The organism is Streptomyces sp. NBC_01546 (assembly GCF_045208355.1).
GTDB lineage: Bacteria > Actinomycetota > Actinomycetes > Streptomycetales > Streptomycetaceae > Streptomyces.
Window position 1 is genome coordinate 3,086,543 of record NZ_CP109379.1, and the last position, 23,164, is coordinate 3,109,706.

Annotated in this window: 22 protein-coding genes; 6 read left to right on the plus strand and 16 right to left on the minus strand. The window is 72.4% G+C overall.

Annotated features, from left to right (window positions below; genetic code table 11):
* Positions 1–132: 132 nt before the first annotated feature.
* The gene (locus tag OHA89_RS13720; protein ID WP_215146755.1) at positions 133–702 is read left to right on the plus strand and encodes a PPA1309 family protein; all 570 of its coding nucleotides are present in this window, start codon (positions 133–135) and stop codon (positions 700–702) included.
* A 17-nt stretch (positions 703–719) separates the two neighbouring features.
* On the opposite strand, the gene OHA89_RS13725 is transcribed toward OHA89_RS13720, so the two are convergent.
* The 4 genes from OHA89_RS13725 to OHA89_RS13740 all read right to left on the minus strand — a co-directional run bounded on the left by OHA89_RS13725 (position 720) and on the right by OHA89_RS13740 (position 4,043).
* Complete coding sequence (locus OHA89_RS13725) at positions 720–1,811, minus strand: PDZ domain-containing protein (RefSeq protein ID WP_257554277.1); 1,092 nt, start codon at positions 1,809–1,811, stop codon at positions 720–722.
* Between the two features lie 84 nt (positions 1,812–1,895).
* Positions 1,896–2,093 (minus strand): hypothetical protein, encoded by a 198-nt coding sequence (locus OHA89_RS13730; RefSeq protein WP_215146753.1) that lies wholly within the window; start codon positions 2,091–2,093, stop codon positions 1,896–1,898.
* Between the two features lie 165 nt (positions 2,094–2,258).
* Positions 2,259–2,720, minus strand: coding sequence for a molybdenum cofactor biosynthesis protein MoaE (locus OHA89_RS13735; protein ID WP_215146752.1), 462 nt, complete (start codon positions 2,718–2,720; stop codon positions 2,259–2,261).
* 216 nt (positions 2,721–2,936) lie between these two features.
* Positions 2,937–4,043 (minus strand): SDR family oxidoreductase, encoded by a 1,107-nt coding sequence (locus OHA89_RS13740; RefSeq protein WP_266615394.1) that lies wholly within the window; start codon positions 4,041–4,043, stop codon positions 2,937–2,939.
* A 279-nt stretch (positions 4,044–4,322) separates the two neighbouring features.
* Between OHA89_RS13740 and OHA89_RS13745 the strand changes: the two genes are divergently transcribed.
* Both OHA89_RS13745 and OHA89_RS13750 read left to right on the plus strand, forming a co-directional pair.
* Positions 4,323–5,765 (plus strand): zinc-dependent metalloprotease, encoded by a 1,443-nt coding sequence (locus OHA89_RS13745; protein ID WP_215149249.1) that lies wholly within the window; start codon positions 4,323–4,325, stop codon positions 5,763–5,765.
* On the plus strand, positions 5,762–6,286 hold the full coding sequence (locus tag OHA89_RS13750; protein ID WP_266615082.1) for an NUDIX hydrolase: 525 nt from the start codon (positions 5,762–5,764) through the stop codon (positions 6,284–6,286). The genes OHA89_RS13745 and OHA89_RS13750 overlap by 4 nt, the downstream gene beginning before the upstream one ends.
* Before the next feature lie 89 nt (positions 6,287–6,375).
* On the opposite strand, the gene OHA89_RS13755 is transcribed toward OHA89_RS13750, so the two are convergent.
* The 4 genes from OHA89_RS13755 to OHA89_RS13770 form a co-directional block, all read right to left on the minus strand.
* Positions 6,376–7,131 carry an AIM24 family protein gene (locus tag OHA89_RS13755; RefSeq protein ID WP_215149251.1) on the minus strand — a complete coding sequence of 252 codons (756 nt, stop codon included), beginning with the start codon at positions 7,129–7,131 and terminating at the stop codon, positions 6,376–6,378.
* A gap of 17 nt (positions 7,132–7,148) precedes the next feature.
* Positions 7,149–7,829, minus strand: a complete 681-nt coding sequence (locus OHA89_RS13760; protein ID WP_215149254.1) for an AIM24 family protein — start codon at positions 7,827–7,829, stop codon at positions 7,149–7,151.
* Between the two features lie 20 nt (positions 7,830–7,849).
* Entirely contained in the window at positions 7,850–9,478 is a 1,629-nt protein-coding gene (locus tag OHA89_RS13765) for a TerD family protein (RefSeq protein WP_266615083.1), read from the minus strand.
* Positions 9,479–9,607: 129 nt separating this feature from the next.
* Positions 9,608–10,246 carry a M48 family metallopeptidase gene (locus OHA89_RS13770; RefSeq protein ID WP_406366265.1) on the minus strand — a complete coding sequence of 213 codons (639 nt, stop codon included), beginning with the start codon at positions 10,244–10,246 and terminating at the stop codon, positions 9,608–9,610.
* A 125-nt stretch (positions 10,247–10,371) separates the two neighbouring features.
* On the opposite strand from OHA89_RS13770, the gene OHA89_RS13775 reads away from it, so the two are divergent.
* Complete coding sequence (locus tag OHA89_RS13775; protein ID WP_215148233.1) at positions 10,372–11,514, plus strand: ThiF family adenylyltransferase; 1,143 nt, start codon at positions 10,372–10,374, stop codon at positions 11,512–11,514.
* Positions 11,515–11,587: 73 nt separating this feature from the next.
* Positions 11,588–12,916, plus strand: a complete 1,329-nt coding sequence (locus OHA89_RS13780; RefSeq protein WP_215148231.1) for an AarF/ABC1/UbiB kinase family protein — start codon at positions 11,588–11,590, stop codon at positions 12,914–12,916.
* A 12-nt stretch (positions 12,917–12,928) separates the two neighbouring features.
* On the opposite strand, the gene OHA89_RS13785 is transcribed toward OHA89_RS13780, so the two are convergent.
* The 5 genes from OHA89_RS13785 to OHA89_RS13805 form a co-directional block, all read right to left on the minus strand.
* A complete protein-coding gene (locus tag OHA89_RS13785) occupies positions 12,929–13,135 on the minus strand; it encodes a hypothetical protein (RefSeq protein ID WP_215148229.1) in 207 nt (68 codons plus the stop codon).
* A gap of 100 nt (positions 13,136–13,235) precedes the next feature.
* Positions 13,236–13,565, minus strand: coding sequence for a hypothetical protein (locus OHA89_RS13790; RefSeq protein WP_215148227.1), 330 nt, complete (start codon positions 13,563–13,565; stop codon positions 13,236–13,238).
* Positions 13,562–13,933, minus strand: coding sequence for a WhiB family transcriptional regulator (locus OHA89_RS13795; RefSeq protein WP_215148226.1), 372 nt, complete (start codon positions 13,931–13,933; stop codon positions 13,562–13,564). The genes OHA89_RS13790 and OHA89_RS13795 overlap by 4 nt, the downstream gene beginning before the upstream one ends.
* A gap of 195 nt (positions 13,934–14,128) precedes the next feature.
* Positions 14,129–14,464, minus strand: a complete 336-nt coding sequence (locus OHA89_RS13800) for a hypothetical protein (protein WP_406366266.1) — start codon at positions 14,462–14,464, stop codon at positions 14,129–14,131.
* A 167-nt stretch (positions 14,465–14,631) separates the two neighbouring features.
* On the minus strand, positions 14,632–16,866 hold the full coding sequence (locus tag OHA89_RS13805) for an ATP-dependent DNA helicase UvrD2 (protein WP_323186096.1): 2,235 nt from the start codon (positions 16,864–16,866) through the stop codon (positions 14,632–14,634).
* A gap of 82 nt (positions 16,867–16,948) precedes the next feature.
* Between OHA89_RS13805 and OHA89_RS13810 the strand changes: the two genes are divergently transcribed.
* Positions 16,949–17,209: a mycoredoxin gene (locus OHA89_RS13810; protein ID WP_215148221.1), complete on the plus strand. Its 261-nt coding sequence runs from the start codon at positions 16,949–16,951 to the stop codon at positions 17,207–17,209.
* Positions 17,210–17,275: 66 nt separating this feature from the next.
* Here the strand turns inward: OHA89_RS13810 and nudC are convergent, their stop codons facing one another.
* From nudC to OHA89_RS13825, 3 genes are read right to left on the minus strand one after another with little or no spacing between them, the layout of a single operon-like run.
* On the minus strand, positions 17,276–18,226 hold the full coding sequence (nudC, locus tag OHA89_RS13815) for an NAD(+) diphosphatase (protein ID WP_215148219.1): 951 nt from the start codon (positions 18,224–18,226) through the stop codon (positions 17,276–17,278).
* A gap of 31 nt (positions 18,227–18,257) precedes the next feature.
* Positions 18,258–19,664 carry a dipeptidase gene (locus OHA89_RS13820; protein WP_406366269.1) on the minus strand — a complete coding sequence of 469 codons (1,407 nt, stop codon included), beginning with the start codon at positions 19,662–19,664 and terminating at the stop codon, positions 18,258–18,260.
* A 10-nt stretch (positions 19,665–19,674) separates the two neighbouring features.
* Entirely contained in the window at positions 19,675–23,148 is a 3,474-nt protein-coding gene (locus OHA89_RS13825) for an ATP-dependent DNA helicase (RefSeq protein ID WP_266615088.1), read from the minus strand.
* Between the last annotated feature and the right edge of the window lie 16 nt (positions 23,149–23,164).

Consider the following 23,164-nt stretch of genomic DNA (forward strand, 5'->3'; position numbering starts at 1 on the left):
CTGGAAAGCCAAGGTGCGCACCTCTGAAAGTCGCTGGGTCTGGTATTCAACGGACCCGCCGATCGTAGAGCCCACTCATGCAACTTACGGAGGCATCGGTCAGTTCCCGGTATCCGGCGGAAAGGAGGCAGGATGTTGCCCATGTCCAACCTTTCGCCTTCCCCCGGCACGCCGATGGCGGCCAGCCCGCTGACCCGGGCCTGTCTCGAGATCGACGAGTACGCGGCCGGCCTCGGCTGGGACCAGCCCGCCCGGCTGTTCGCCCTGGTCGACACCGCCAAGCTCAAGAAGCAGGAACCGCGCCTCGCCGGTCAGCTCGGCCTCGACCAGGACGACGCCGGCAAGACCTCCCTCACCCCGATCGAGCAGGACGAGCTGCCCGCCGGGACCGCCCTCGACAAGTTCCTGGGCACCATCGCCTGGCCCGACGCCGTCGTCGGCTGCGCGCTGACGGTCGAGCGGCTGATGCTGCCGCCGTCCGCGGAGGCCTCCGTACCGGAGGGCCTGAACGACAAGCAGCTGGCGAAGTGGGTCGCCGGGCACCCGGAGCGGCAGGAGGTCCGGCTGACCGTGGCCGTGCTGCGCGACGGCTCGCGGGAGTCGGCCGTACGGCTGCGCGAGAAGGACTCCTCGACCGAGGTCCTCACCGGCGGGGGCCTGGTGCCCGGCCTGGCCGAGGCGCTGGCGGCGACCTTCTCGTAGCAGGGGTCCGGGACCGGTCAGGGCTTGGCCGCGCACTGCGGCAGCCCGGCCGTGTCCCCCTTGCTGATCTTCTGCAGCGACTGCGTGGCGTCGGCGATGGTGGAGACCTTCACCAGGGTCAGCCCGTCGGGCACGTGCGCGGCCGCGGCGGCGCAGTTGTCGGCGGGCGTCAGGAAGTACCGGGCGCCGGCCTGGCGGGCGCCGATGGTCTTCATCTGGATGCCGCCGATCGGCCCGACCTTGCCCGCGTCGTCGATGGTGCCGGTGCCCGCGACGAACTTGCCGCCGGTCAGGTCCTCCGCGGTGAGCTTGTCGACGATGCCGAGGGCGAACATCAGCCCGGCACTGGGGCCGCCGACGTCGGCGAGCTTGATGTCGATCGTGAACGGGAAGGTGTGGTCGGTCCCGGCCCGGATGCCGACGATGGCGTGGCCGTCGCCCTCCGCCTTGCCCGCCGTGATCGTGACCTTGGTGGAGCCGGTGGGCTCGCGGTTCGCCTTCGCCGCCTCGGCCGCCTCGGCGGCGGGCACGATGGTGAACTCGACCGGCTCGCCGGGCTTGTGCTTGGTGACGAGCTTCGCCACGTCCTCGGGGGCGGTGACGGGGGCGCCGTCCACCGCCTTGATGACGTCACCGGCATGCAGCGTGCCGTCGGCGGGGCTCGCCTTGACCACGGAGGCGACGATGACGCGGGCGGAGACCGGGATGCCGAGCTGCTTGAGAGCCGCCACCTTGGCGCTCTGCTGCGACTGGCTGAACTCCTCGGCGTTCTCCTGGGTGGACTCCTCGTCCGTCTTGCCGTTCGGGTACAGGTTCTCGTGCGGCACGACGATGTTGTCGTCGGCCAGCCACCCGTACACCGCTTCCAGCAGGTTCATGTCGTAGTCCGCGCCGGTGACGCGGACCGTCGTCATGTTGAGGTGACCGCTGGTCGGGAACGTCGGGCGCCCCGAGATGTTGAGGACGGGCTCGCCGTGCGAGTCCCCGAGCGTGTTCACGGTCGGGCCCGGGCTCATCTCGGAGTACGGGACCTTGATGAACACTCCTGCGCAGAGCAGCGCGAACAGCACGAGGGTGGAAGCGAGCATCGTCGCAGTGCGGCGTGGCATGGATCCGACAGTACGGGACGGCCCTGACGGGCGGCCGCTGGGGCCGGTCCGTACGGGGCCGTACGCGGAACTCCCGGCGGAATCTCAGACGGCGTCGGAGCCGGAGTGGGCCTCTGCCTTCGCCCTGGCCTGTTCGGCGTTGCCCATGGCCTCGCGGAACCGCGCGTAGCCGGCGAGCTCGGATATGTCACCTTGCGTGCGGTCGCGTGCCGCCCAGCTGCCCCATATGCCCGCGCCTATCGCGGCGAACAGCGGAATCAGCAACCACGCCAGAGACGCCATGGGCGTGCCTCCCTACCCCGAAGTACATGTCGTTGGTGGCTTCAACGCTCATGCCCGGGAGGGGGTTACGCAAATCGAGGGCGTGTTGCGCGGCCGAACGGGTGCGAGGCTACCCCCTTCCGGGGGCAGCCTCGCGACCGGGGGTTCAGCAGGCCTCAGCGGGCCTCAGCAGGCGCCGACCCACTCCTCCGTGCCGTCGGCGAACGTCTGGTGCTTCCAGATCGGGACCTCGTGCTTGAGGTCGTCGATCAGCATCCGGCAGGCCTCGAAGGCCTCGCCGCGGTGCGGGCAGGACACGGCGACGACCACCGCAAGGTCGCCGACGGACAGGTCGCCCACGCGGTGCACGGCGGCCAGGGCGCGGACCGGGTACTTGGCCACGACCCGCTCGGCGACCCGGCGCATCTCGGCCTCCGCCGTCGGGTGGCAGGAGTAGCCGAGCGAGTCGACGTCCGCCCCGCTGTCGTGGTTGCGCACCGTGCCGACGAAGAGCGTCGTACCGCCCGTCGCGTCGTCGCCGACGGCCTGGAAGACCTCGTCGATCGAGAGCGGGGTCTCACGGATGCCGAGCAGCCGGATCGGGTCCTGCGCGGCCTGCTCGCCGGGGTGATCGAAGTTCGGTGCCATGCCTTCATCGTGCCCTAGCCGCTGACATGGCGAAATAGCAGATTCGCCCGTGCCGCTCCCACCCGCTTGGGATCCTCATACGAAACCCAGCACAATCCAGCCCCGCCTGGGGGCACCTCCCAGCGGTAGCTGGGGGAGTTTGAGGCGCGGGGTCCGGGGCGGAGCCCCGGCAACGGCGCCGCACGGGGCCACGGCCGGGACCCAGGCCGGCCCGGGTCAGATCCCCCGGCGGCGGCGGGCCGCCCGGACCACCGCGGCGGCGCCCAGCAGCGCGACCGTCGCACCTGCGGCACCCGCAGCGGTGGCGTCCTTGCGGCCCAGGCGGCGGCCCGCGACCGTGTGCCGGCCCGCGACCTCCTGGAGGAGCTCTGCCAGCACCTCCTCGTTGGTCCAGCGCGGCCGCCAGCCGGCCGCGTGCAGGCCGCTGACGCTGACCACCCACGGGTGCATCGTGTACGCGAGGTCCCCGGCCGGGGAGGGGGTCAGGCCGATGCGGTGCAGCCGGGCCGCGGCCCCCAGGGCGACCGCCGAGGGGAGCTCCATGCGGCGGATGCCGCTCAGCTCCTCCACCTCCTCCTGCTCCAGCCAGCCCTCGCAGCCCACCGCGAGCTCGCCCTCGACCTTCTCCAGGGCGGCGTACTCCAGTGCGCTGACCAGGTCCTCCACGTGGCAGAACTGCCAGGTGGGGCGGGATCCGGCGACGACGAGCAGGCGCGGGGACTCGAAGTACCGGGTCAGGGCGGTGTCCGTGCCGCCGACCAGGACCGCGGGGCGGATCACGGTGACGTTCAGGCCGGGGTGCGCCCGGGGGGCCCGGCGGCCGAGGCGTTCGATCTCCAGCAGGTCGCCGACGCCGGTGGCCTCGGCGGTGGCCCGCAGCTCGGAGTCCTCCGAGAGCGGGATGTCGTTGTCGGGCAGGGCCCCGTAGACCATCGCGGAGGTGCACAGCACCACCCGGTGGACGCCGGCCGCCGCGGCGGCCGTCAGCACGGTCTGGGTTCCGCGCACGTTGTACGCCGTACGGGCCGCCGGGTCGGTCTCGAGATCCAGGTCCAGGGCGAGGTGGACGACGACGTCCGCGCCGCGCAGCTTCTCGGCGATGGCGGGGTCCCGTACGTCAAGGACGTGCCACTGCGCGGCCGCGCAGTCCCCGCGCCGCTCGTCGATCGCCACGACCTGCTTGACCTCGTCGGATGCCGCCAGGCGGGTCACCAGGGCCGCGCCGACGCCCGACGCGGCGCCGGTCACGGCGATCACCGGGCTGCGCCGTGGCGGGACGGCCTGGTTTCGCGGCTGGCGAACGCCGGGAGCGTCTTCGCCCAGCTCAGAGCGGTTTTCGGCGTCGTGGGGCGCGCGGCTGTGCTTGTCCGAGCTGTGTTTGCCCAAAGCGTGCGGATCCGGGGAACTCACCAGGCGTCTCCAGCGGTTGTCTTCAGTAGGGACGCGCTGCGGCGCGTACCTACCAGGTGATGTCCATCCTGCCGCAGCCCAGGAGTCGGCGGAGCACCGAGCCCGGAAGCGGGTCTGGTGTCTACGCTGGGTGGTGTTGTCGGACCATTGCCCGTCGGCTCCCGCCGGCGGCCCTACGAGCCGAGGAAACCCGTGAGTGACACCCCATTCGGATTCGGCCTTCCGCCGGAGGAGCCGGAAAACGGCGACGAGGGCAAGAAGAAGGGCAATCAGGGCGGTCAGGGCGGCCCGAATCCGTTCGGGTTCCCGGGCATGAGCCTGCCGGGCGGCGCTGGCGGCGAGGGCGGTGCGGACAATCCGTTCGCCGCGATGTTCGGTTCGATGAACCCGAACGACCTCGGTGCGGCCTTCCAGCAGCTCGGCCAGATGCTCAGCTACGAGGGCGGTCCCGTGAACTGGGACATGGCCAAGGACATCGCCCGCCAGACCGTGGCGCAGGGCACGTCGGACGGCGTGAAGGACACCAGCGTCGGCGTCGCCGAGAAGTCCGCCGTCGAGGAGGCCGTGCGCCTGGCCGACCACTGGCTGGACGGGGTGACCTCGCTGCCCTCGGGCGCCACCACGGCCGTCGCGTGGAGCCGCGCCGAGTGGGTGGAGGCCACCCTCCCGGTGTGGAAGGAGCTCGTGGACCCGGTCGCCGAGCGGGTCGGCGCCGCCATGGGCGGGGTGCTCCCGGAGGAGATGCAGGCCATGGCGGGCCCGCTGCTCGGGATGATGCGCTCCATGGGCGGGGCCATGTTCGGCCAGCAGATCGGGCAGGCCGTGGGCGTGCTCGCGGGCGAGGTCGTCGGCTCCACCGACATCGGGCTGCCGCTGGGTCCGGCCGGCAAGGCCGCCCTGCTGCCGCTGAACATCGAGAGCTTCGGCAAGGACCTGGGCGTCCCCGCCGAGGAGGTGCGGCTGTACCTGGCCCTGCGCGAGGCGGCCCACGCGCGGCTCTTCGCGCACGTGCCGTGGCTGCGCTCGCACCTGTTCGGCGCGGTCGAGGGCTACGCCCGCGGCATCAAGGTCGACACCTCGAAGCTGGAGGACGTGGTCGGGCAGCTGGACCCGTCGAACCCGGAGCAGCTGCAGGAAGCCCTCCAGGGCGGCATGTTCCAGCCCCAGGACACCCCCGAGCAGAAGGCCGCCCTGGCCCGCCTGGAGACGGCGCTCGCGCTGGTCGAGGGCTGGGTCGACGCGGTGGTGCACGAGGCGGCGAAGCCCCGGCTGACCTCGGCGGACGCGATGCGCGAGACCATGCGCCGGCGGCGTGCCTCCGGCGGCCCGGCGGAGCAGACCTTCGCGACGCTGATCGGCCTGGAGCTGCGCCCGCGCCGGCTGCGCGACGCCTCGCGGCTGTGGGCCTCGCTCACCGACGCACGCGGTGTGGACGGCCGCGACGGGCTGTGGGAGCACCCGGACATGCTGCCGACGGCCTCCGACCTGGACGACCCGGACGGCTTCGTGCACCGGGAGCAGCTGGACTTCTCCGAGATCGACAAGATGCTCGGCGAGGCCGCCGAGAAGCACGGGAAGCCCGGGAAGCAGGAGAAGCCCGAGCAGGGCGAAGGCGAAGGCGAAGAGAAGAAGTGAGCCTGCACGACGACGCGGTCCTCGTACTCAAGGGCTACGAGGGCCAGCCCGAGCTGCGCGATGTCTATCTGGAGCACCTGGCCGCGCATCCGGACGGGGTCTACAAGCCCTGCCAGGCCGGACATGTCACGGGCAGCACGCTGGTGATCGACCCCGAGCAGCGGCGGGTACTGCTGACCCTGCACAAGAAGCTGGGCATCTGGCTGCAGATGGGCGGCCACTGCGAGCCCGGCGACGCCACCCTCGCCGATGCGGCGCTGCGCGAGGCCGTCGAGGAGTCCGGCATCGCGTCCGGGCTGGAGCTGCTGCCCGGCGGTCCGGTGCGCCTGGACCGGCATCCGATCCCGGCGCCCTGCAACTGGCACCTGGACGTGCAGTACGCGGCGCTGGCGCCGGCCGGGGCGGTGGCGGAGATCAGCGAGGAGTCCCTGGACCTGCGCTGGTTCCCGTACGAGGAGGTGGCGGCGGTGGCCGACACCTCGGTCGTACGGCTGCTGGAGGCGACCTTGGCCCGGCTGTGAGCCCGGTGTGACGAGCCTGGTGTGACGAGCCTGGTGTGACGAAAGGGGCGGTCCCTCGCGGGGCCGCCCCTTCGCCGTGCCCCGGAAGGCTAGTTCCAGGCGTTGTTCTGGTTCTGCGCGTGCGAGCCGTGCTGGCCCATGCCGAACTGGGCGGCGGCGCCCTGGCCGAGCTGGGCGTTCTGCGGGGGCAGCACCTCACTGGGCTGCACGAGGGCGAAACCGGTGCCGAGGAAGCTCAGCTCCCAGCCCTCGCCGGTGTTGCCGCGCCGCCGCCAGACTCCGGTGGAGTGCGTCTGGGCCTGCATCTGCACACGCAGCGAGGTGGACCAGGCGACGATGGCGTCCGCGTCGGCGTTGACGTACTTGTCGGGCGTGACCTGCATCATCAGCGGCTGCCCGGAGGTCATCAGGGCGACCTTGCCGCGGCCGGTGATGTTGAGCTGGTACTTGCCCGAGCCGGAGATCCCGTACTGGCTGTCCACCGCGATGGCCTCGGTGTGCAGGGTGGAGTCCAGGGCCAGCACGTAGCTGCTGTCGACGGTGAGGCCGTCCTGGTCCACGTCCACGACGTGCACGTACTGGGCGAGGTTGGCCAGGTAGACCGTGCCCTGCCCGGAGCAGCGCATGAGGTCGAGGCCCTCGCCGGTGCGGGCGCGGGCGGTGCGCTGGTTGGTGCTCTGGTACTCGCCGTCGAAGTCGACGATCCCCTGATAGGCGACCATCGCGCCCTTGCGGGCGAGTACGTCGTCGTGGCCGGTCAGCGAGACCCGCAGCAGCTGCGGGTTCTGGACGGCGTACCGCTCCTGGGACTGCGCCTCGGCGTGGGCGAAAAGTGCGCTCTGCATGATGTGTCCGCTCCCCCTCAGCCCCGGGCCCGGAGCCGGTCGGTGCTGTCCTCGCTGGGCTGTACGACGACGATGCCCTGGCCGGAGAAGGCCATCTGGTAGGCCTCCCCGCTGCCCCGGCCGATCATCGACGAGGCCTTGAAGCTGCGCTTGCCCTTGACCTTGAGATTCGGCGACCAGGCGACGAGCGCGTCCGGGTCGACGTACGTCTCGTCCTCGCCGCGGCCGCAGTCGACGACGATCGGCGTGCCGCGCGAGGTGATCGCGACCCAGCCGGTGCCGGCGACCTGCACGTTGAACAGGCCCTGGCCGGCGAACTTCGCCATGCCCTTGACCCGCTCGACGCCCCACTGGAGGTGGGCGTCGAAGGCGAGCAGATTGGTGCCGTTGACGGAGAGCGCGTCGTTGTTGAGGTTGATGACGACCACGTCGGCGCCGTAGTCGGCGAGGTAGAGCAGGCCGTCACCGGTGCACTTCATCAGCGGGGCGCCTTCGCCGGTGAGCCACTGCGAGGCCATCTGGCGCACGGCCGGCGGGTTGGGCTCGTACTGCACGAAGCCCTCGTAGGCGACCATCGAGCCGGTGCGGGCGAAGAGGTCCTGGCCGCTCTGCATGGCGACCTTGAGCATGGCCCGGCCGTGGTTCTCCATGCGGGCCGTGACGGGGGTCGGGGCGTAGCCCGCGAGCTGCTGGTTCATTGCGTTCATGTCGGGCTCCCTCAGACCTCGTACGGCTGGACGACGATGAAGTTGCCGGGAGCGCCGCGGAACTGGAGGTTCACGGTCTCCCCGCTGTGGCCGGGGTAGGCGTTGCGCCGGAGCCGGACCTGACTGGAGATGATCACCTGGGAGGCGGCCGACCACGCCACGATGGCGTTGCTGTCCGCGAAGGTGGTCGGGGTGACGGGCAGGACGACCGGGACGCCGTGCGTCTTGACGATCACCGTGCCGGTGCCCTGGAACTGCATGGTGAACAGGGCGCCGCCCGGGATGCCGTGGCCTTCGATGCGGCGGACCTCGTGCTGGAGCGACTCGTCGAAGGCGAGGACGCTTTCGGCGGAGACGCAGATTCCGTCGCCCTGGAGCTCGATGGCGTGCAGGTGGGCACCGTTCTCGGCGAGGAAGACCTGGCCTCGGCCGGTGCAGCGCATGAGCTGCATCTCCTGGCCGGTGGCGTTGCCGACGATGCGGCCGGCGAAGCCTGCGCCCTTGTAGCTGAAGTCGACCTTGCCCTGGTAGAGCACCATGCTGCCCTGGCGGGCGAGGACGGCCTGGCCGCCCATCGACAGGTCGACGCGCATGAGCTGCTGGTTCTGCGGGGTCCAGCGGGCGCCCGTGGGGGCTTCCTTGTACGGCTGGAGGGCGGCGGCGAGGCCGGCTCCGGCGGGGGCGGCGCCCTGCGGGGCGTACCCGGGCTGCTGCCCGGGGACCTGCCCGTACGCGGGCGGCTGCTGGCCCGGGACCTGCCCGTAGCCCGGCTGCTGACCGTAGGGGGCGGGGGCCGGGGCGGGCGGCGGAACCTGGCCGTACGAGGGCTGCTGGGGCGGCTGGCCGTAGGGCGCGGGGGCCGGCGGGGCCATCGGCGCGGCCATGGTGGGCGCGCTGTGCTGCGGGTACGCCTGCGGCTGCGGGGCGGGCGCGGGGGCCGGGGCGGGCGGCGCGCCGAAGGAGGGCGCGGGAGCCGGGGCCTGCGGGGCCGGAGCCTGCGGGGCCTGGGCCGGGGCGCCGAACGACGGGGCCGGAGCGGCCGCCTGCGGGGGCGGGGCGAATCCGGGCGCGGCGCCGGCCTGGGCGGCCGGTGCCTGCTGCTGCGGCTGCTCCTCGGCGACCTCGCCGCCGAAGTTCTTGAGCAGCGCGTCGAGTCCGCCGTCGAAGCCCTGGCCGACGGCGGCGAAGCGCCACACGTCCTTGAGGTAGAAGTCGCCGAGCATCACGGCCCGCTCGGTGGTGAACTCCGCGCCCGTGAAGGCGTACCGGACGACCTCTTCGCCGCCCGCCACGATCCGGATGTGGCCCGGGCCGATCTGCGACATCTGGCCGGCGCCGTCGATGGTGGCGGTGAAGGACAGCTTGTGGATGGAGGCCGGCACGCGGTCCAGGGTCACCCGGAAGGATTCCGTGTCACCGGCCTGCGCGCCGAGCTGCTGGATGGACTCCTCGGGCGACTTCGGCTGGTTGAAGAAGACGAAGTAGCGGTCGTCCGACAGCTGTTCGTTCGCGTCGAGGCCGAAGCAGCTGATGTCGAAGGTGAGTCCGGGCCCGGCGATCTGGACACCCACATACAGATCGGTGCCCGCCGTCAGATCACTGATCTTGGCCTTGTGGCCCCGTTGGAATTCCCTTGCCATACGTAACGACCGTCCCCCATCCCGACTGTGAATGCGTGCCGCTCAGGCTAACGGCAACGGCCGACATCCGGCCAAGTCGGTACCGACCCGGTACATATCACCGTGTGTGACAGCCCGGGTGGAGCCGGGCTATTCGTCCCGGGCGGCGGGAACCTTCGGGAGGCGCTCGGCGGCGACGATCCCCTCCAGGTATCCGCGGGCCCGCTCGGTCCGCGGATACGCCTCCAGCAGCTCCCAGAAGCGGGGACCGTGGCCGGGCACGAGGAGGTGCGCCAGCTCGTGCAGGAGTACGTAGTCGACGACGTACTCCGGCATTCCCTGGAGGCGGTGCGAGAGCCGGATGCTGCCCTCGGCCGGGGTGCAGGAGCCCCAGCGGGTGTTCTGGTTGGTCACCCAGCGGACGGAGCGGGGGCGAGCCCGGCCGCTGAAGAACTGCTCGGACAAACGCTCGGCACGCTCGGTCAGTTCCGCGTCCCCGAGGGTGCGCTTGCTCTCCTGGGCGGCCAGCTTGTCGAGCATGACGCCCACCCAGCGCTGCTCCTCGGCCTCCGACATCCGGGCAGGGATCAGGACGACCGTACGGTCACCCTCGCGATAGGCGGATACGGTCCTGCGGCGGCGCGCGCTCCGGCGGACTTCGACGGCGCGCTGCGGTGGGTCGGCGGACACGCCACGAAGGTACCCGGAACCCGTCACCGAAGTCCCGCCCGTCCGCGGTTCGAACACGATCGATTCGCGGTCGGTATCCAGGGCGCACCATTTCTCCATCTCATATGCCTAATAGGCCTCACCTGTGGACAAATTCCTGCACGGTATGCGGCGGACGGGCAGTGTTGCGGAGGAGCGGAAAGGCGGCGGCCCGAGTGCCGCCCGTGGAATCGAGGGGGACGGTCATGTATCCGAAGGTGAAGCCGGCGCTGGCCCGGGCGTGGCGGGATCTGCACACGGTGCAGTTCGGGGTGACCCCCGCGCACGCGGTGGTGCTCGGCCCGGTCGACACGGCGACGGGCACGCTCATCGACCGGATCGACGGGACGCGGCGGATGGAGCTGTTGCGGGCCGAAGCCTCGGGAATGGGGCTGCCGGAGGGCCGGGCGGACGAGGTCGTCCGGCGGCTGGCGGGGGCCGGGCTGCTCGACGACGCCACGGCGGGCGGCCCGCGGGCCCAGGCCGTGCGCAAGCGGCCGGAGACCCTGGAGCGGCTGGGACCCGATCTGGGCTCGCTCTCCCTGGTGCACCGAGAGCCGGGCGGGGACTTACGGGGCATCGCCGCGCGCCGGGCGATACGGGTCCAGGTGCGCGGGAGCGGCCGGGTGGGCGCGTTGATCGCATCGGTCCTGGCGGGGGCCGGCGTGGGCGGGGTCGAGGTGCTCGACGGTGGCCGGGTGGAACCGGGGGACGTGGCGCCGGGCGGGCTCGGGCCCGGGAGCGTGGGCCGGCTGCGGGCCGAGGCGGCGGGCGGACTGGTGCGCGAGTCGGCCCCGGGTCGCGCTCCGCGGGCCGGGGAGGGCGAGGGCCCGGAGCCGGGGCTCGCCCTGGTGGTGGTCGCGCCGCGCGACGGACTGCACGCCTGGGCCCCTGATCCGGACACCGCGGCCGACTGGGTCACCACGGGCATCCCCCACTTGTACGCGGGGGTGTTGGAGGGCACCGGGCTGGTCGGGCCGCTGGTGCTGCCCGGGGCGACGGCATGCGCGGGGTGTATGGAGCGCGACCGCGTGGACCAGGATCCCGCCTGGCCGAGGATGCTGGTGCAGTGGCGGTCTGCCCACCGCCGGCGAACGGGCGCCGCCTGCGACCTGGGGCTGTCCACGGCGGTGGCGGGCCTGGCCGCGGCCCACGCGCTGTCCTTCCTCGACGGCGAGCTGCCCGCTTCCACGGCATCCCGCTGGGAGGCCGCCCTGCCGGGCCTCCACTGGCAGCACACCCCGCTCCGGCCCCACTCCGACTGCCCCTGCGGTGCGAGCGCGGGCCGCCGGGCGGCGCTGCAAGGGGCGGGAGAAGGATCGGGAGGAGATCCGCCGGGAGGGCCATGACAGGATGCGTGGGTTGGAGGGGCATTCCCGAACCGCCGCTTGCGGCGCAGCTGTCTGGGACATGGAGGGGCGTATGTCTGATCTTCCCCGGAAGGCGGTCACCCGTACCGTCAAGCTGGCCGCGCTGCCGCTCGGCATCGCGGGTCGGGCCACCTGGGGGCTGGGCAAGCGGATCGGCGGCAAGTCGGCGGAGATCGTGGCGCGCGAGCTCCAGCAGCGCACCGCCGAGCAGCTGTTCCGCACGCTCGGGGAGCTGAAGGGCGGCGCCATGAAGTTCGGGCAGGCCCTGTCGGTCTTCGAGTCGGCCCTGCCCGAGGAGGTCGCGGGGCCCTACCGGGCGGCGCTGACCAAGCTTCAGGAGGCGGCCCCGCCGCTGCCCGCCGCCACCGTGCACCAGGTGCTCACGGACCGGCTGGGCGCGGACTGGCGGGACCTGTTCGAGGAGTTCGAGGACAAGCCGGCCGCGGCGGCCTCGATCGGGCAGGTGCACCGGGCGGTGTGGCACGACGGCCGGCAGGTGGCGGTCAAGGTCCAGTACCCGGGGGCCGGCGAGGCACTGCTGTCGGACCTGAAGCAGCTGAGCCGGTTCGCGGGGCTGCTGGGCCCGCTGATACCCGGCATGGAGATCAAGCCGCTGATCAAGGAGTTGCGCGACCGGGTCGCGGAGGAGCTCGACTACGAGCTGGAGGCCGAGGCCCAGCGGACGCACGCGGACGCGTTCGTGGACGACCCCGATGTCGTCGTGCCGGACGTCGTGCACCAGGGCGACCAAGTGCTGGTGACCGAGTGGCTCGAAGGGACGCCGCTGTCGGAGGTGATAGCCGACGGCACACAGGAGGAGCGCGACCGCGCCGGGCAGTTGCTGGCCCGGTTCCTCTTCTCCGGGCCCGCGCGGACCGGGCTGCTGCACGCGGACCCGCACCCGGGCAACTTCCGGCTGATATCGGGGGCGGACGGCCGGATGCAGCTGGGCGTCCTGGACTTCGGCACGGTGGACCGGCTGCCCGGCGGCTGGCCCAAGCCCATCGGCAGGTCGCTGCGGATGACGCTGGACGGTGATGCCGAGGGGGTCTACGGGCACCTGTGTGCCGAGGGGTTCGTGAAGGAGTCCATCGAACTGGCCCCCGACGCGGTGCTGGACTACCTGAAGCCGATCATCGAGCCCGCCGAGGCCGAGGAGTTCACCTTCACCCGGCCGTGGCTGCGCGGTCAGGCGGCGCGGATCGCCGATCCCCGCTCCCCCGCGCACCAGTTGGGCCGGCAGATCAACCTGCCGCCCTCGTACCTGCTGATCCACCGGGTGACGCTGAGCACCATCGGGGTGCTGTGCCAGCTGGGCGCGACCGTACGGCTGCGTGACGAACTGGACAGCTGGCTGCCGGGGTTCGCCGCCGGGGAGTGACGGGCGGGTCCGTCACCACCAGGAGGAGTCGAGCCTGCCCTCGATCGACCTGAGGTTGGCGCGCGCGCAGTCGACGCAGAAGTACTGTCTGGTCCCGTTCTCGACCGAGCAGGTCCAGGTGATCGGGGCGCCGTCGGGAGACCGGGCACCGCAGCGCGCGCAGACGACGGGCTGGGCCTCGGGTCCCGACTGGGCGGGGCGGGGAGTCGGCTGGTCCACCTCCAGACGATATCGCCGTGCGGGGTGGACAGCCCTCGCAACGCACCGGGGGGACCGGTCCGTTCGGACCGGTCCCCCCGGGACTTCTTCTTCTTTGCTCTTAGTGCATGACGGCCATGGCCAGCGCACGCCGGGCGCGCAGCGAGACGCGCTCGGCTCGCCGCTGCATGCGGCGGGCGGCGACCAGGCGCACGGCGAGACGCTCGGCGTCCGCCTCACGCATGCGGTCGTCCATATGGGCACGAGCCAGGGCTTCTGGGATGAGTTGCATTTCGCGGGTCCTGTTCTGACGCGAGGTGATCGCGCCGGCGGTGATGAAGTCTGCGTGGGCGGAGCCGTGCGGCTGCTCGCTCGTGGAGTGGGCGGTCATGAGGGCCTGCTTCAGGGGGTCGTGCGTGAGGGGGCGGTCGATGGTTCCGTTGGCGGTCATGCCGCGACAACCGGGTTCTTGCGCGGGCGGCCACGCGGACGCTTGCGGGCGACGACGACACCCTGGACGAAGAGCTCGCCACCCCAGACACCCCAGGGCTCGCGGCGCTCGGTCGCCCCGGCGAGGCAGGCCTCGACCAGCGGGCAGGTCCGGCACAGGGACTTGGCGTACTCGACGTCGGCCGGGGACTCGGCGAAGAAGACCTCGGGGTCGAAGGTGCGGCAGGGAACCGGGACGCCGAGGTTCTCGATGGCGTCGTCGAGCGCGGAGAGCGCGGTAAGCGGGGTCAAGGTGTGGTCCTCCGGGACTGCGGGCGGGGAGATCGTTTGGGTCTGCGGTACGGACGGGGCGTGCGCTTCGAGTTGCACGGTGGTTTCTTCCTCGTCTTGTTCGGCTAGTCGTTCCGGCCGGTCGGCCGGGTTCGGCTGGGCTGTCCTCACACCGACTGGCTCTGCCAGTCCCGAGGCTCCTTCGCTGCGTCGCCCCCGTTCGGGGACAAACAGAAGGGCCGCGGATCCCGGGTGGGGTTCCGCGGCCCTGAAGGCGCCGGCCAGATCATGCGATCAGGCTGGATCACTCCAGGGTTCGAGCCCGCGGAAGGCCCACATCAGGTGGTGCTGGTGCTTCGTCTGCTTCGTCTGCGTCTGGGATCCGGCACCGGCTGCGGCGGCGGAGCCATAGGCGCCATGTGCCTGGGCTTCTGCTGCCAGTACTGCCACCGGTGCCTGGGTCGGTCGCTCATTGCGCTCGCTGACGCTGCCCGGAAGGGTCGCCAGGAGGGCGGGGCGGGCCGCGGAAATCGCGGACACACCGGTACCCAGGACGGAGACGGAACCGAGCAGGCAGGAGGCGGCAACCGAGCGATCGGTCATTTTGGTGAAGGTCATGAAGCTGGTCACTGGTCTCGCCTCCTCTCGGCGTCTCGGGGACGGGGCCCGGGGGCCTGTCCCATGCGTATTCGGATAAGTACAGCACGGATCCAGGGCTTCGGAGAAGCCACCGTTTCCGTTGCTAAGAACCTATGGGGATTCGCTGGGCATGTGCAAACTATTTTTCCGACGAGTTTCTACGCGTCGTCAGATTCTGCGGCCTCAGGCTCTTGACCTGCACAGATGGCCAACACGTCGGCTCCGTACCGCTCGAGCTTGCGTCCACCCACGCCGGAGATCATCGAGAGCTCTCCCTCCTCGGAGGGCGCGGCCTCCGCGATCGCCATCAGCGTCTTGTCCGTGAAGACGCAGTAGGCGGGCAGGCCCTGCTCCTTCGACTGGCCCGCACGCCAGTCGCGCAGCCGCTCGTAGAGCCCTTCGTCCATGTCGGACGGGCAGTCCTCGCAGCGCATCAGTTTCAGCTCGCCCGCCTCGGTCAGGGTCTTGCCGCAGACCCGGCAGAGCACCGGCCCACGGCGGCCGCGCTTGCGGGCCGACCGCTCGGCCGCACCGCCCGGCCCGCTTCCCGGGGCCACGGAGCCCGGCCGCAGGCCGTTCAGGAAGCGGCTGGGGCGTCGGGAGGCCCGGCCGCCCGGAGCGCGCGAGAGCCCCCAGGAGAGACCCAGGTGCAACCGCGCCCGGGTGACGCCGACATAGAGCAGCCGGCGCTCCTCCTCCACCTGCTCGTCGGTCTTGGCGTAGGTGATCGGCATCATGCCGTCGGTGAGGCCGACGAGGAACACGGCGTCCCACTCCAGGCCCTTCGCCGCGTGCAGCGAGGCCAGGGTGACGCCCTGGACCGTCGGGGCGTGCTGGGCGGCCTTGCGCTCCTCCAGCTCGATCGTGAGGTCCGCCAGGGTGGCACCGGGCCGGGCGCGGGCGAAGTCCTCGGCGAGCCGGACCAGCGCGGCCAGCGATTCCCACTGGTCGCGCACGGCGCCGGAGCCGGCCGGCGGCTCGGTGGTCCAGCCGGTGGAGCTGAGCACGGCCCGGACCTGGGAGCCGAGCTCGACGACATCGTCGAGCAGCGGGTCGTTCCCGCCGGAACGGGCGGCCCCGCGCAGCGCGAGGATCGCCTTCTGGACCTCCTGGCGCTCGAAGAACCGCTCGGCTCCGCGCAGCTGGTACGGGACCCCCGCGTCGGCCAGGGCCTGCTCGTAGACCTCGGACTGGGCGTTGATGCGGTAGAGCACGGCGATCTCGCCGGCCGGGACGCCCGCCGCGATCAGGTCCCGGATCCGGTGCGCCACGCCCTCGGCCTCGGCGGGCTCGTCGGGGTACTCGGCGTACACCGGGTCGGGGCCGGCCTCGCGCTGCGAGATCAGCTCGAGGCGGTGCTCGGCGGCCCGGCCCTTGGCCTGGTTCAGGAGCCCGTTGGCGAGGTGGACCACCTGGGGGGTGGACCGGTAGTCGCGGACCAGCTTGACCACGGTGGCCTGGGGGTAGCGGGTGCGGAAGTTCAGCAGGTGGTCGGGGGTGGCACCGGTGAAGGAGTAGATCGTCTGGCTGGCGTCGCCGACGACGCAGAGGCTGTCGCGCTCGCCGAGCCACAGGTCCAGCAGCCGCTGCTGGAGGGGGCTGACGTCCTGGTACTCGTCGACGACGAAGTGCTGGTACTGGGTGCGGATCTGCTCGGCGATGTCGTGGCGGTCCTGGAGGATGCCGACGGTCAGGAGCAGCACGTCCTCGAAGTCGATCATCCCGCGGTCGCGCTTGAGCTGCTCGTACGTCCCGTAGATCTGGGCGATCTCGGCCAGGTCTCTCGGTGCCTCGCGGCCCGACTTGAGGGCGGCCGCCGGATAGTCGGCGGGCACGGTCTGGGTGACCTTGGCCCACTCGATCTCACCGGTGACGTCGCGCAGCTCGTTCCGGTCGAGGCGGATGCGGCAGCGCGCGCCGGCCTCGGCCACGAACTGGATCTTGCGCTCCAGCAGCCGGGGCACGTCCCCGCCGACCGCCTTGGGCCAGAAGTACTGGAGCTGGCGCAGGGCGGCGGAGTGGAAGGTGCGGGCCTGGACCCCGCCCGCGCCGAGATTGCGCAGGCGGCCGCGCATCTCTCCCGCGGCGCGGTTGGTGAAGGTGACGGCCAGCACACTGGCCGGCATGAGCTGGCCGGACTGGACCCCGTAGGCGATGCGGTGGGTGATCGCGCGGGTCTTGCCGGTACCGGCGCCCGCCAGCACGCACACCGGCCCGCGCAGGGTCGTCGCGACCTCGCGCTGCTCGGGGTCCAGGCCCAGGAGCACCGCGTCTGCCGAGTCGGCGGAGGCGGGGCCACCCGGGAACGATGAGGAGTGCGTTGCTGCTGTCACCCCGCCATGCTGCCAGGTCTCGTGGGTCGGGCGGGAAACCTGTCCACAGGCCACCCGCATCCGTCGTACTTACGGGAATGGCCGGGGGGTCCCGTACGTTCGACTACTCGGACCACCGAGGCCCCACGAAGGAGAGCGCAGCATGCAGGACACGGGCACCGTCACGATGTACAGCACGACCTGGTGCGGCTACTGCCGTCGGCTGAAGACCCAGCTGGACCGGGAAGGCATCGCGTACAACGAGATCAACATCGAGCTCGACCCGGCGTCCGCGGCGTTCGTGGAGAAGGCCAACGGCGGCAACCAGACGGTCCCCACCGTTCTCGTGAAGTCGGTCACGGGCAGCGAGTCCGTGATGACGAACCCGAGCCTGGCCCAGGTCAAGCAGGCCCTCGCCGTCTGATCCGCCCCGCACACAGAGTGGCCCCCGCCTCGGCGGGGGCCTTCTGCGTCTGCCGGAGGACGTGCGTCAGGCGGTGGGGCCGGGCTTCGGGAGCGGCTTGCCGTACCAGAGCTCGACCAGGCGGGCGGCGATGGAGATGCCTCCCGCCGGGGGGTGGACCTCGCCCGCTTCGATCGCCGCGCGCAGGTCGTCGCGGGAGAACCAGCGGGCCTCCTCGATCTCCTCGCCGTCCACCGTGATCTCGGAGGTGGTGGCGCGGGCCGTGAAGCCCAGCATCAGGCTGTACGGGAACGGCCACGGCTGGCTGGCCACGTACTCGACCTCGCCGACCCTGACGCCCGCCTCCTCCCACACCTCGCGGACGACGGACTGCTCGATCGACTCGCCCGGCTCCACGAACCCGGCGAGGGTGGAGAAGCGGCCCTCCGGCCAGTGCACCTGGCGGCCCAGCAGCGCGCGGTCCTGGTCGTCCGTGACCAGCATGATCACGGCCGGGTCGGTGCGCGGGTAGTGCTCGGCGCCGCAGCCCGGGCAGCGGCGGATGTGGCCGGCGGCCGCGACCACGGTGCGCTCGCCGCAGCGGGAGCAGAAGCGGTGCATCCGCTGCCAGTTCTCCAGCGCCACCGCGTGCACCATCAGCCCGGCGTCGCGCGGGTTCAGCAGCAGTCCTGCCTCGCGCAGGCCGGCCGCGCGGGCCGACTGGTCCATGCGGCCCGGCAGCGAGTCCTTCTGGAGCGCGAAGTACCGTACGCCGTCCTCGTCGGTGCCCAGAAAATAGCGGTGCGTCTCGGTGACCGGGGCCTCGAAGGCCGGGGTCATGACGATGCCGGTGCCCCCGTCCGGGGTGTCGTCGATCAGCACCTGGCCGCCGGAGACGACGAAGACGCGGGTCGCCGGGTGGCTCCAGGCGGCGGCCAGCCAGGCCTCGTCGAGGCGGTGGTGCGCGGCACGGTCGATTCCGCTGGGCGCGGTCAGCGAGATCGGGCGCTCGGTATGGATGCTCACGGGTACTTCCAACTCCCCCGGTGGTGGGACAGGCAGGTGGGCGTCAGGCGGATGTGCGGTGGGACGCGGCCAGGTCGCCCCAGAGGTAGGCGGTCGTCTCGACGCCCTTGAGGAGCAGGTCCAGCTCGACCTTCTCGTTCGGCGAGTGCCAGCCGTCGGAGGGCACCGAGATGCCGAGGAAGAGGACGGGCGCGCCCAGGACGTCCTGGAGGTCGGCCGCGGGTCCCGAGCCGCCCTCGCGGGTGAAGCGGATCTTCTGGCCGAAGGCGCGGCCCATGGCCCGTACGACCGACTGCAGCGCCGGGTGGTCCAGCGGGGTCAGGCACGGGCGGGTCGGTGCGCCGAAGGTGATGGAGTGCCGGATTCCGGCCGGGACGCGTGCCGCGACCCACTCCCGGACGGCCGCCTCGACCTCGTACGGGTCCTGCCCCGACACCAGGCGGAACGACAGCTTCAGGTGGGCGGAGGCGGGCACGATGGTCTTGCCGCCGGGGCCCTGGTAGCCGCCGCCGATGCCGTTGACCTCGGCCGTCGGGCGGGCCCAGACGCGCTCCAGGGTGGAGTACCCGGCCTCGCCGGCGGCCGCGTGGGACTTGGCCGTGCGGAGCCACTCGGACTCGTCGAAGGGGAGCTCGGCGATGAGCGCGCGCTCGGCGTCGGTGAGCTCGGCGATGCCCTCGTAGAAGCCGGGGATCGTGACCCGCCCGTCGGAGTCGTGCAGGGCCGCGACCAGGCGGGCGGCGGCGGCGGCCGGGTTGGGCACGGCTCCGCCGAAGGCTCCGGAGTGGATGTCCTGGTCCGGGCCGTGGAAGTCGATCTCGCAGTCGGCGACGCCGCGCATGCCGGTGCAGACGGTGGGGGTGGTCTCGGACCACATGCCGGTGTCGGAGACGATCACGACATCGGCGGCGAGCTCGGCGGCGCGGGACTCGACGAGGTCCCGGAAGTGGATGGAGCCGGACTCCTCCTCGCCCTCGACGATCAGCTTGAGGTTCACGGCGGGGGCGGCGGCGCCGGTGGCCGCCAGGTGCGCCCGTACGCCCAGGGTGTGGAAGAACACCTGGCCCTTGTCGTCGGCGGCGCCGCGCCCGTACATCCTGCCGTCGCGGATCACCGGCTCGAACGGGTCGGTGTGCCAGCCGTCGGCCACGGCGGCGGGCTGCACGTCGTGGTGCCCGTACACGAGGACGGTGGGCGCGTCCGGGTCCTCGCTCGGCCAGTGCGCGAAGACGGCGGGGGCGCCGCGGGTCTCCCAGACATCGACGACCGGGAAGCCGGTCTCCTTGAGCTTCGACGCGAGCCATTCGGCGCTGCGGCGTACGTCGCCCGCGTGCTCGGGCTGCGCCGAGACGGAGGGGATGCGGAGCCACTCGGCGAGGTCGTCGAGGAAGGCGGCGCGGTGGGTGTCGATGTACGTGCGGACGGCGCTGTCCGGCGGGGTGTCGCTCATGCCCCCGAGCCTAGCTGTCCGCCTGATGGTCACCGTCGGTGTCCGATTTGCCTTGGAGGATCCGCTCAAGGCGGGCCCGGTCGGGGAGGTTGCGGGGGCGGATCACGCGGCCGCTGCGAACGTGGAGGAAGGCCGCGGTGACCTGGTCGAGCGGGGTGCCGGTGGCTTCCGCCCAGGCCAGGCGGTAGACGGCGAGCTGGAGGGGATCGGCCTCGGTGGTGCGGCCGGTCTTCCAGTCGACGATCTCGTAGCCGGTGTCCGTGCGGTAGACGGCATCGATCCGGCCACGGATGACACGGCCCGCGAGGGTGAGCTGGACCGGGGCCTCCATGCGGTGGGGTGGCCGGTCCGCGTATTCGCTCCGCTCGAAGGCGGCCTTGAGGGAGTCGAGGTCGGCCTCGTCGGCGACCTCCTGGTCGGATCCGGGCAGCTCGGTGGCGGGGTCGAGCACGTCCAGGAGCGGGAGCGGGAGCTCGTCGAAGCGGGACTCGACCCAGGCGTGGAAGCGGGTGCCCTGGCGGGCGGCGGGCTGCGGGGGCGTGGGCATGGGGCGGGCCAGGTCGCGGGCGAAGCCCTGTTCGTCGGCGGCGAGCCGGAGCAGCTGGCTGGCCGAGAGGGCGGCCGGGAGTTCCACGTCGCGGACGGCTGCGCGGGCACGGCGGAGCTCGCCCTCCAGGGCGTCGAGGTCCCGGTCCCAGGAGGCGACGGCCCTCGCGTCCTCGGGGGTGAGGGGGTTCGGGCCTGCCGCCGCCTGCCGCCCGGCGGGGGTGGGGGCCGCGGCCCAGGCCTCGCCGTCCCAGGGGTCGTCGGCGTCCGGCTCCGCCACCGGCGCCGGCGCCGGCGCGGGGGCGGGCGCCTCGGGGGCCCAGAGGTCGTCCTCCGGCCAGGCCTCGTCGTCAGGCCACGGTTCGTCCTCGTACGACGGGTCCTCGCAGTCCGGGGGCCAGAGGTAGGAGTCCTCCTCCGGCGGGGCCGGGGAGGCGAGGTAGGACTCCACCAGGGCCGCCGCCGAGCGGCGGAGGGTCAGGGAGTCCGGGTCCAGGGGCAGCGGCCAGGACTGGTCCCGGGTGGATTCGGCGGACAGGGACGGGTTCTCCGCGTCCGGGGCGGGCTCGTCCGCCCAGGCCTCGATCTCGCCGAACCCGGCCGCGCAGTGCTCGTACAGCGCGGTCAGGAAGGCGGAGGGGCCGCGGCGCTTCTTCTGGGTCGGGCCCCACCAGTGGCCCGAGGCCAGCAGGAGGGAGCGCGGGCGGGTGAAAGTCACGTAGCCGAGGCGGAGTTCCTCCACGGACTTGTGGTCCTTCAGGGCCGTCTTGAAGGACTTCAGCCCGGCCGAGGTCCAGGCCGGGTCCCCCGGCAGGGTGGGCGCGTCGCCGCGCAGGGCGTACGGGAGCACCTTCGCGTACGAGGTCCAGGACTCCGGCGCCTTCTCCTTCGGGAAGGACCCGGCACACAGGTCGGGGACGACGACCACGTCCCACTCCAGGCCCTTGGACTTGTGGGCGGTGAGCACCTTCACCGTGTTCTCCCCGCCCGGCAGGGCGTGGTCCAGGCCCTTCTCGTACTGGGCCGCCGTGCGCAGGAAGGCGAGGAAGGCCAGGAGGGTCGCCTCGCCGTCCAGGGCGGCGAAGCCCGCGGCCACGTCCATGAAGTTCGACAGCGTCTCGCGCCGGCGGGCCGCCAGCGCGTGCGGGGACGCGGACAGTTCCACCTCCAGGCCGGTCGCGGCCAGGACCCGGTGCAGGACGTCCATCAGCGGGTCGGCGAGGGACCGCCGCAGGTCGCGCAGTTCCTGCGCGAGGTGCGCGAAGCGGACCCGGGCCTCGGCGGAGAACGGAAGGCCGTCATCGGACTGGCCCGCCCCGTCCAGGAACGTCTCCAGCGCGTCGGCCAGCGACACGATCTCCGCCGGGTCCACGCCCTCGACGGCCGCCGCGAGCCGTTCGTCCGGGTCCGCCTCCGTATCGGACGGCGACCGGCCCACGAGCAGTCGCGCGCGGCGGCCCAGCAGGGCCAGGTCGCGCGCGCCGATCCGCCAGCGCGGGCCGATGAGCAGCCGGACGAGGGAGGCGTTGGCGCCCGGGTCCTGGAGGACCTCGCAGACGGCGACGAGGTCCGCGACCTCCGGCAGGTGCAGGAGCCCGGAGAGTCCGACGACCTCCACCGGCACGTCCCGGGCCACCAGGACGGCCTGGATCCGCGCGAAGTCCGCGGCGGACCGGCACAGGACGGCGATCTCGCCCGGCTCCGTCCCGGTGCGGACCAGGTGCGCGACGGAGTCCCCGAGCCACTCCAGCTCCTCGGCGTGGGTCTCCAGCAGCGCGCACCGTACGAAGCCCGCGCGCTCGGCGCCGGGCGCCGGGCGCAGCGCCTCCACCCCCTCGTGCATGGCGCGCAGCGGTTCGGCGAGCCCGTTGGCCAGGTCGAGCAGGCGGCCGCCGCTGCGCCGGTTCTCGCTGAGCGAGAGCCGGGTGGCGGGGGTGCCGTCGGCGTGCGGGAAGTGCTCGGGGAAGTCGTCGAGGTTGGCCACGGAGGCGCCGCGCCAGCCGTAGATGGCCTGGCAGGGGTCGCCGACGGCGGTCACCGCGTGCCCGGTGCCTGCACCGAACAGCCCGGACAGCAGCAGCCGCTGCGCGACGGAGGTGTCCTGGTACTCGTCGAGCAGGACCACCCGGAACTCCTCGCGCAGCAGCGCCCCGACCTCGGGCCGGGTGGTGGCGAGCTGCGCGGAGAGGGCTATCTGGTCGCTGAAGTCGAAGAGGTCGCGGGAGCGTTTGGCGGCGCGGTAGCGGGCGACGAGCTCCAGGAGCTCGAGGCGGCCGCGCACGGCCTCGGGGACCTTGCGGAGGTCCTCGTTGGTGAGCTTGGCGTCGGCGAGCTCACTCAGCAGCCCGGTGTCGTAGGTACGCAGGCGCTCCGGCTCGACCAGGTGCTCGGAGAGCTCCGCGTCGAGCGCGAGCAGGTCGCTGACCAGGTCGGGCAGGGACTTGGTGAGCGAGGGGTAGGGGCCGGGGGCCTCGCGCAGCACCTTGGCGGCGAGCTGGAAGCGGGTCGCGTCGGCGAGGAGGCGGGAGCTGGGCTCCAGGCCGATGCGCAGGCCGTGGTCCTTGAGGAGCTGCCCGGCGAAGGCGTGGTACGTCGAGATGCGCGGCTCGCCGCCGGCCGCGTCGGCCTCGGCGGGCGAAGGGTCCGGGTCGGTGATGCCGGCCCGCGCGAGGGCCGTGCGTACGCGCTCGGACAGCTCCCCGGCGGCCTTGTTGGTGAAGGTCAGGCCGAGGACCTGCTCGGGGGCGACCGCGCCGGTACCCACCAGCCAGACCACGCGGGCGGCCATGACGGTGGTCTTGCCGGATCCGGCGCCCGCGACGATCACCTGGGGGGCGGGCGGTGCGGTGACGCAGGCCAGCTGTTCGGGCGTGAAGGGGATGCCGAGGAGCTCTTTGAGCTGCTCGGGGTCGGTGAGGACGGACGGACGCGCGGACACGTTAAGAGGCTAGCCG

What these genes read in the sequence shown, in the direction of transcription:
- OHA89_RS13780 (WP_215148231.1), top strand. Translation starts at nt 11,588, where the DNA reads ATGTCTGATCTTCCCCGGAAGGCGGTCACCCGTACCGTCAAGCTGGCC.
- OHA89_RS13720 (WP_215146755.1), top strand. Translation starts at nt 133, where the DNA reads ATGTTGCCCATGTCCAACCTTTCGCCTTCCCCCGGCACGCCGATGGCG.
- OHA89_RS13735 (WP_215146752.1), bottom strand. Translation starts at nt 2,720, where the DNA reads ATGGCACCGAACTTCGATCACCCCGGCGAGCAGGCCGCGCAGGACCCG.
- OHA89_RS13725 (WP_257554277.1), bottom strand. Translation starts at nt 1,811, where the DNA reads ATGCCACGCCGCACTGCGACGATGCTCGCTTCCACCCTCGTGCTGTTC.
- OHA89_RS13765 (WP_266615083.1), bottom strand. Translation starts at nt 9,478, where the DNA reads ATGGCAAGGGAATTCCAACGGGGCCACAAGGCCAAGATCAGTGATCTG.
- OHA89_RS13820 (WP_406366269.1), bottom strand. Translation starts at nt 19,664, where the DNA reads ATGAGCGACACCCCGCCGGACAGCGCCGTCCGCACGTACATCGACACC.
- OHA89_RS13730 (WP_215146753.1), bottom strand. Translation starts at nt 2,093, where the DNA reads ATGGCGTCTCTGGCGTGGTTGCTGATTCCGCTGTTCGCCGCGATAGGC.
- OHA89_RS13775 (WP_215148233.1), top strand. Translation starts at nt 10,372, where the DNA reads ATGTATCCGAAGGTGAAGCCGGCGCTGGCCCGGGCGTGGCGGGATCTG.
- OHA89_RS13805 (WP_323186096.1), bottom strand. Translation starts at nt 16,866, where the DNA reads ATGCGGGTGGCCTGTGGACAGGTTTCCCGCCCGACCCACGAGACCTGG.
- OHA89_RS13760 (WP_215149254.1), bottom strand. Translation starts at nt 7,829, where the DNA reads ATGAACCAGCAGCTCGCGGGCTACGCCCCGACCCCCGTCACGGCCCGC.
- OHA89_RS13810 (WP_215148221.1), top strand. Translation starts at nt 16,949, where the DNA reads ATGCAGGACACGGGCACCGTCACGATGTACAGCACGACCTGGTGCGGC.
- OHA89_RS13770 (WP_406366265.1), bottom strand. Translation starts at nt 10,246, where the DNA reads ATGGAGAAATGGTGCGCCCTGGATACCGACCGCGAATCGATCGTGTTC.
- OHA89_RS13790 (WP_215148227.1), bottom strand. Translation starts at nt 13,565, where the DNA reads ATGACCGCCAACGGAACCATCGACCGCCCCCTCACGCACGACCCCCTG.
- OHA89_RS13755 (WP_215149251.1), bottom strand. Translation starts at nt 7,131, where the DNA reads ATGCAGAGCGCACTTTTCGCCCACGCCGAGGCGCAGTCCCAGGAGCGG.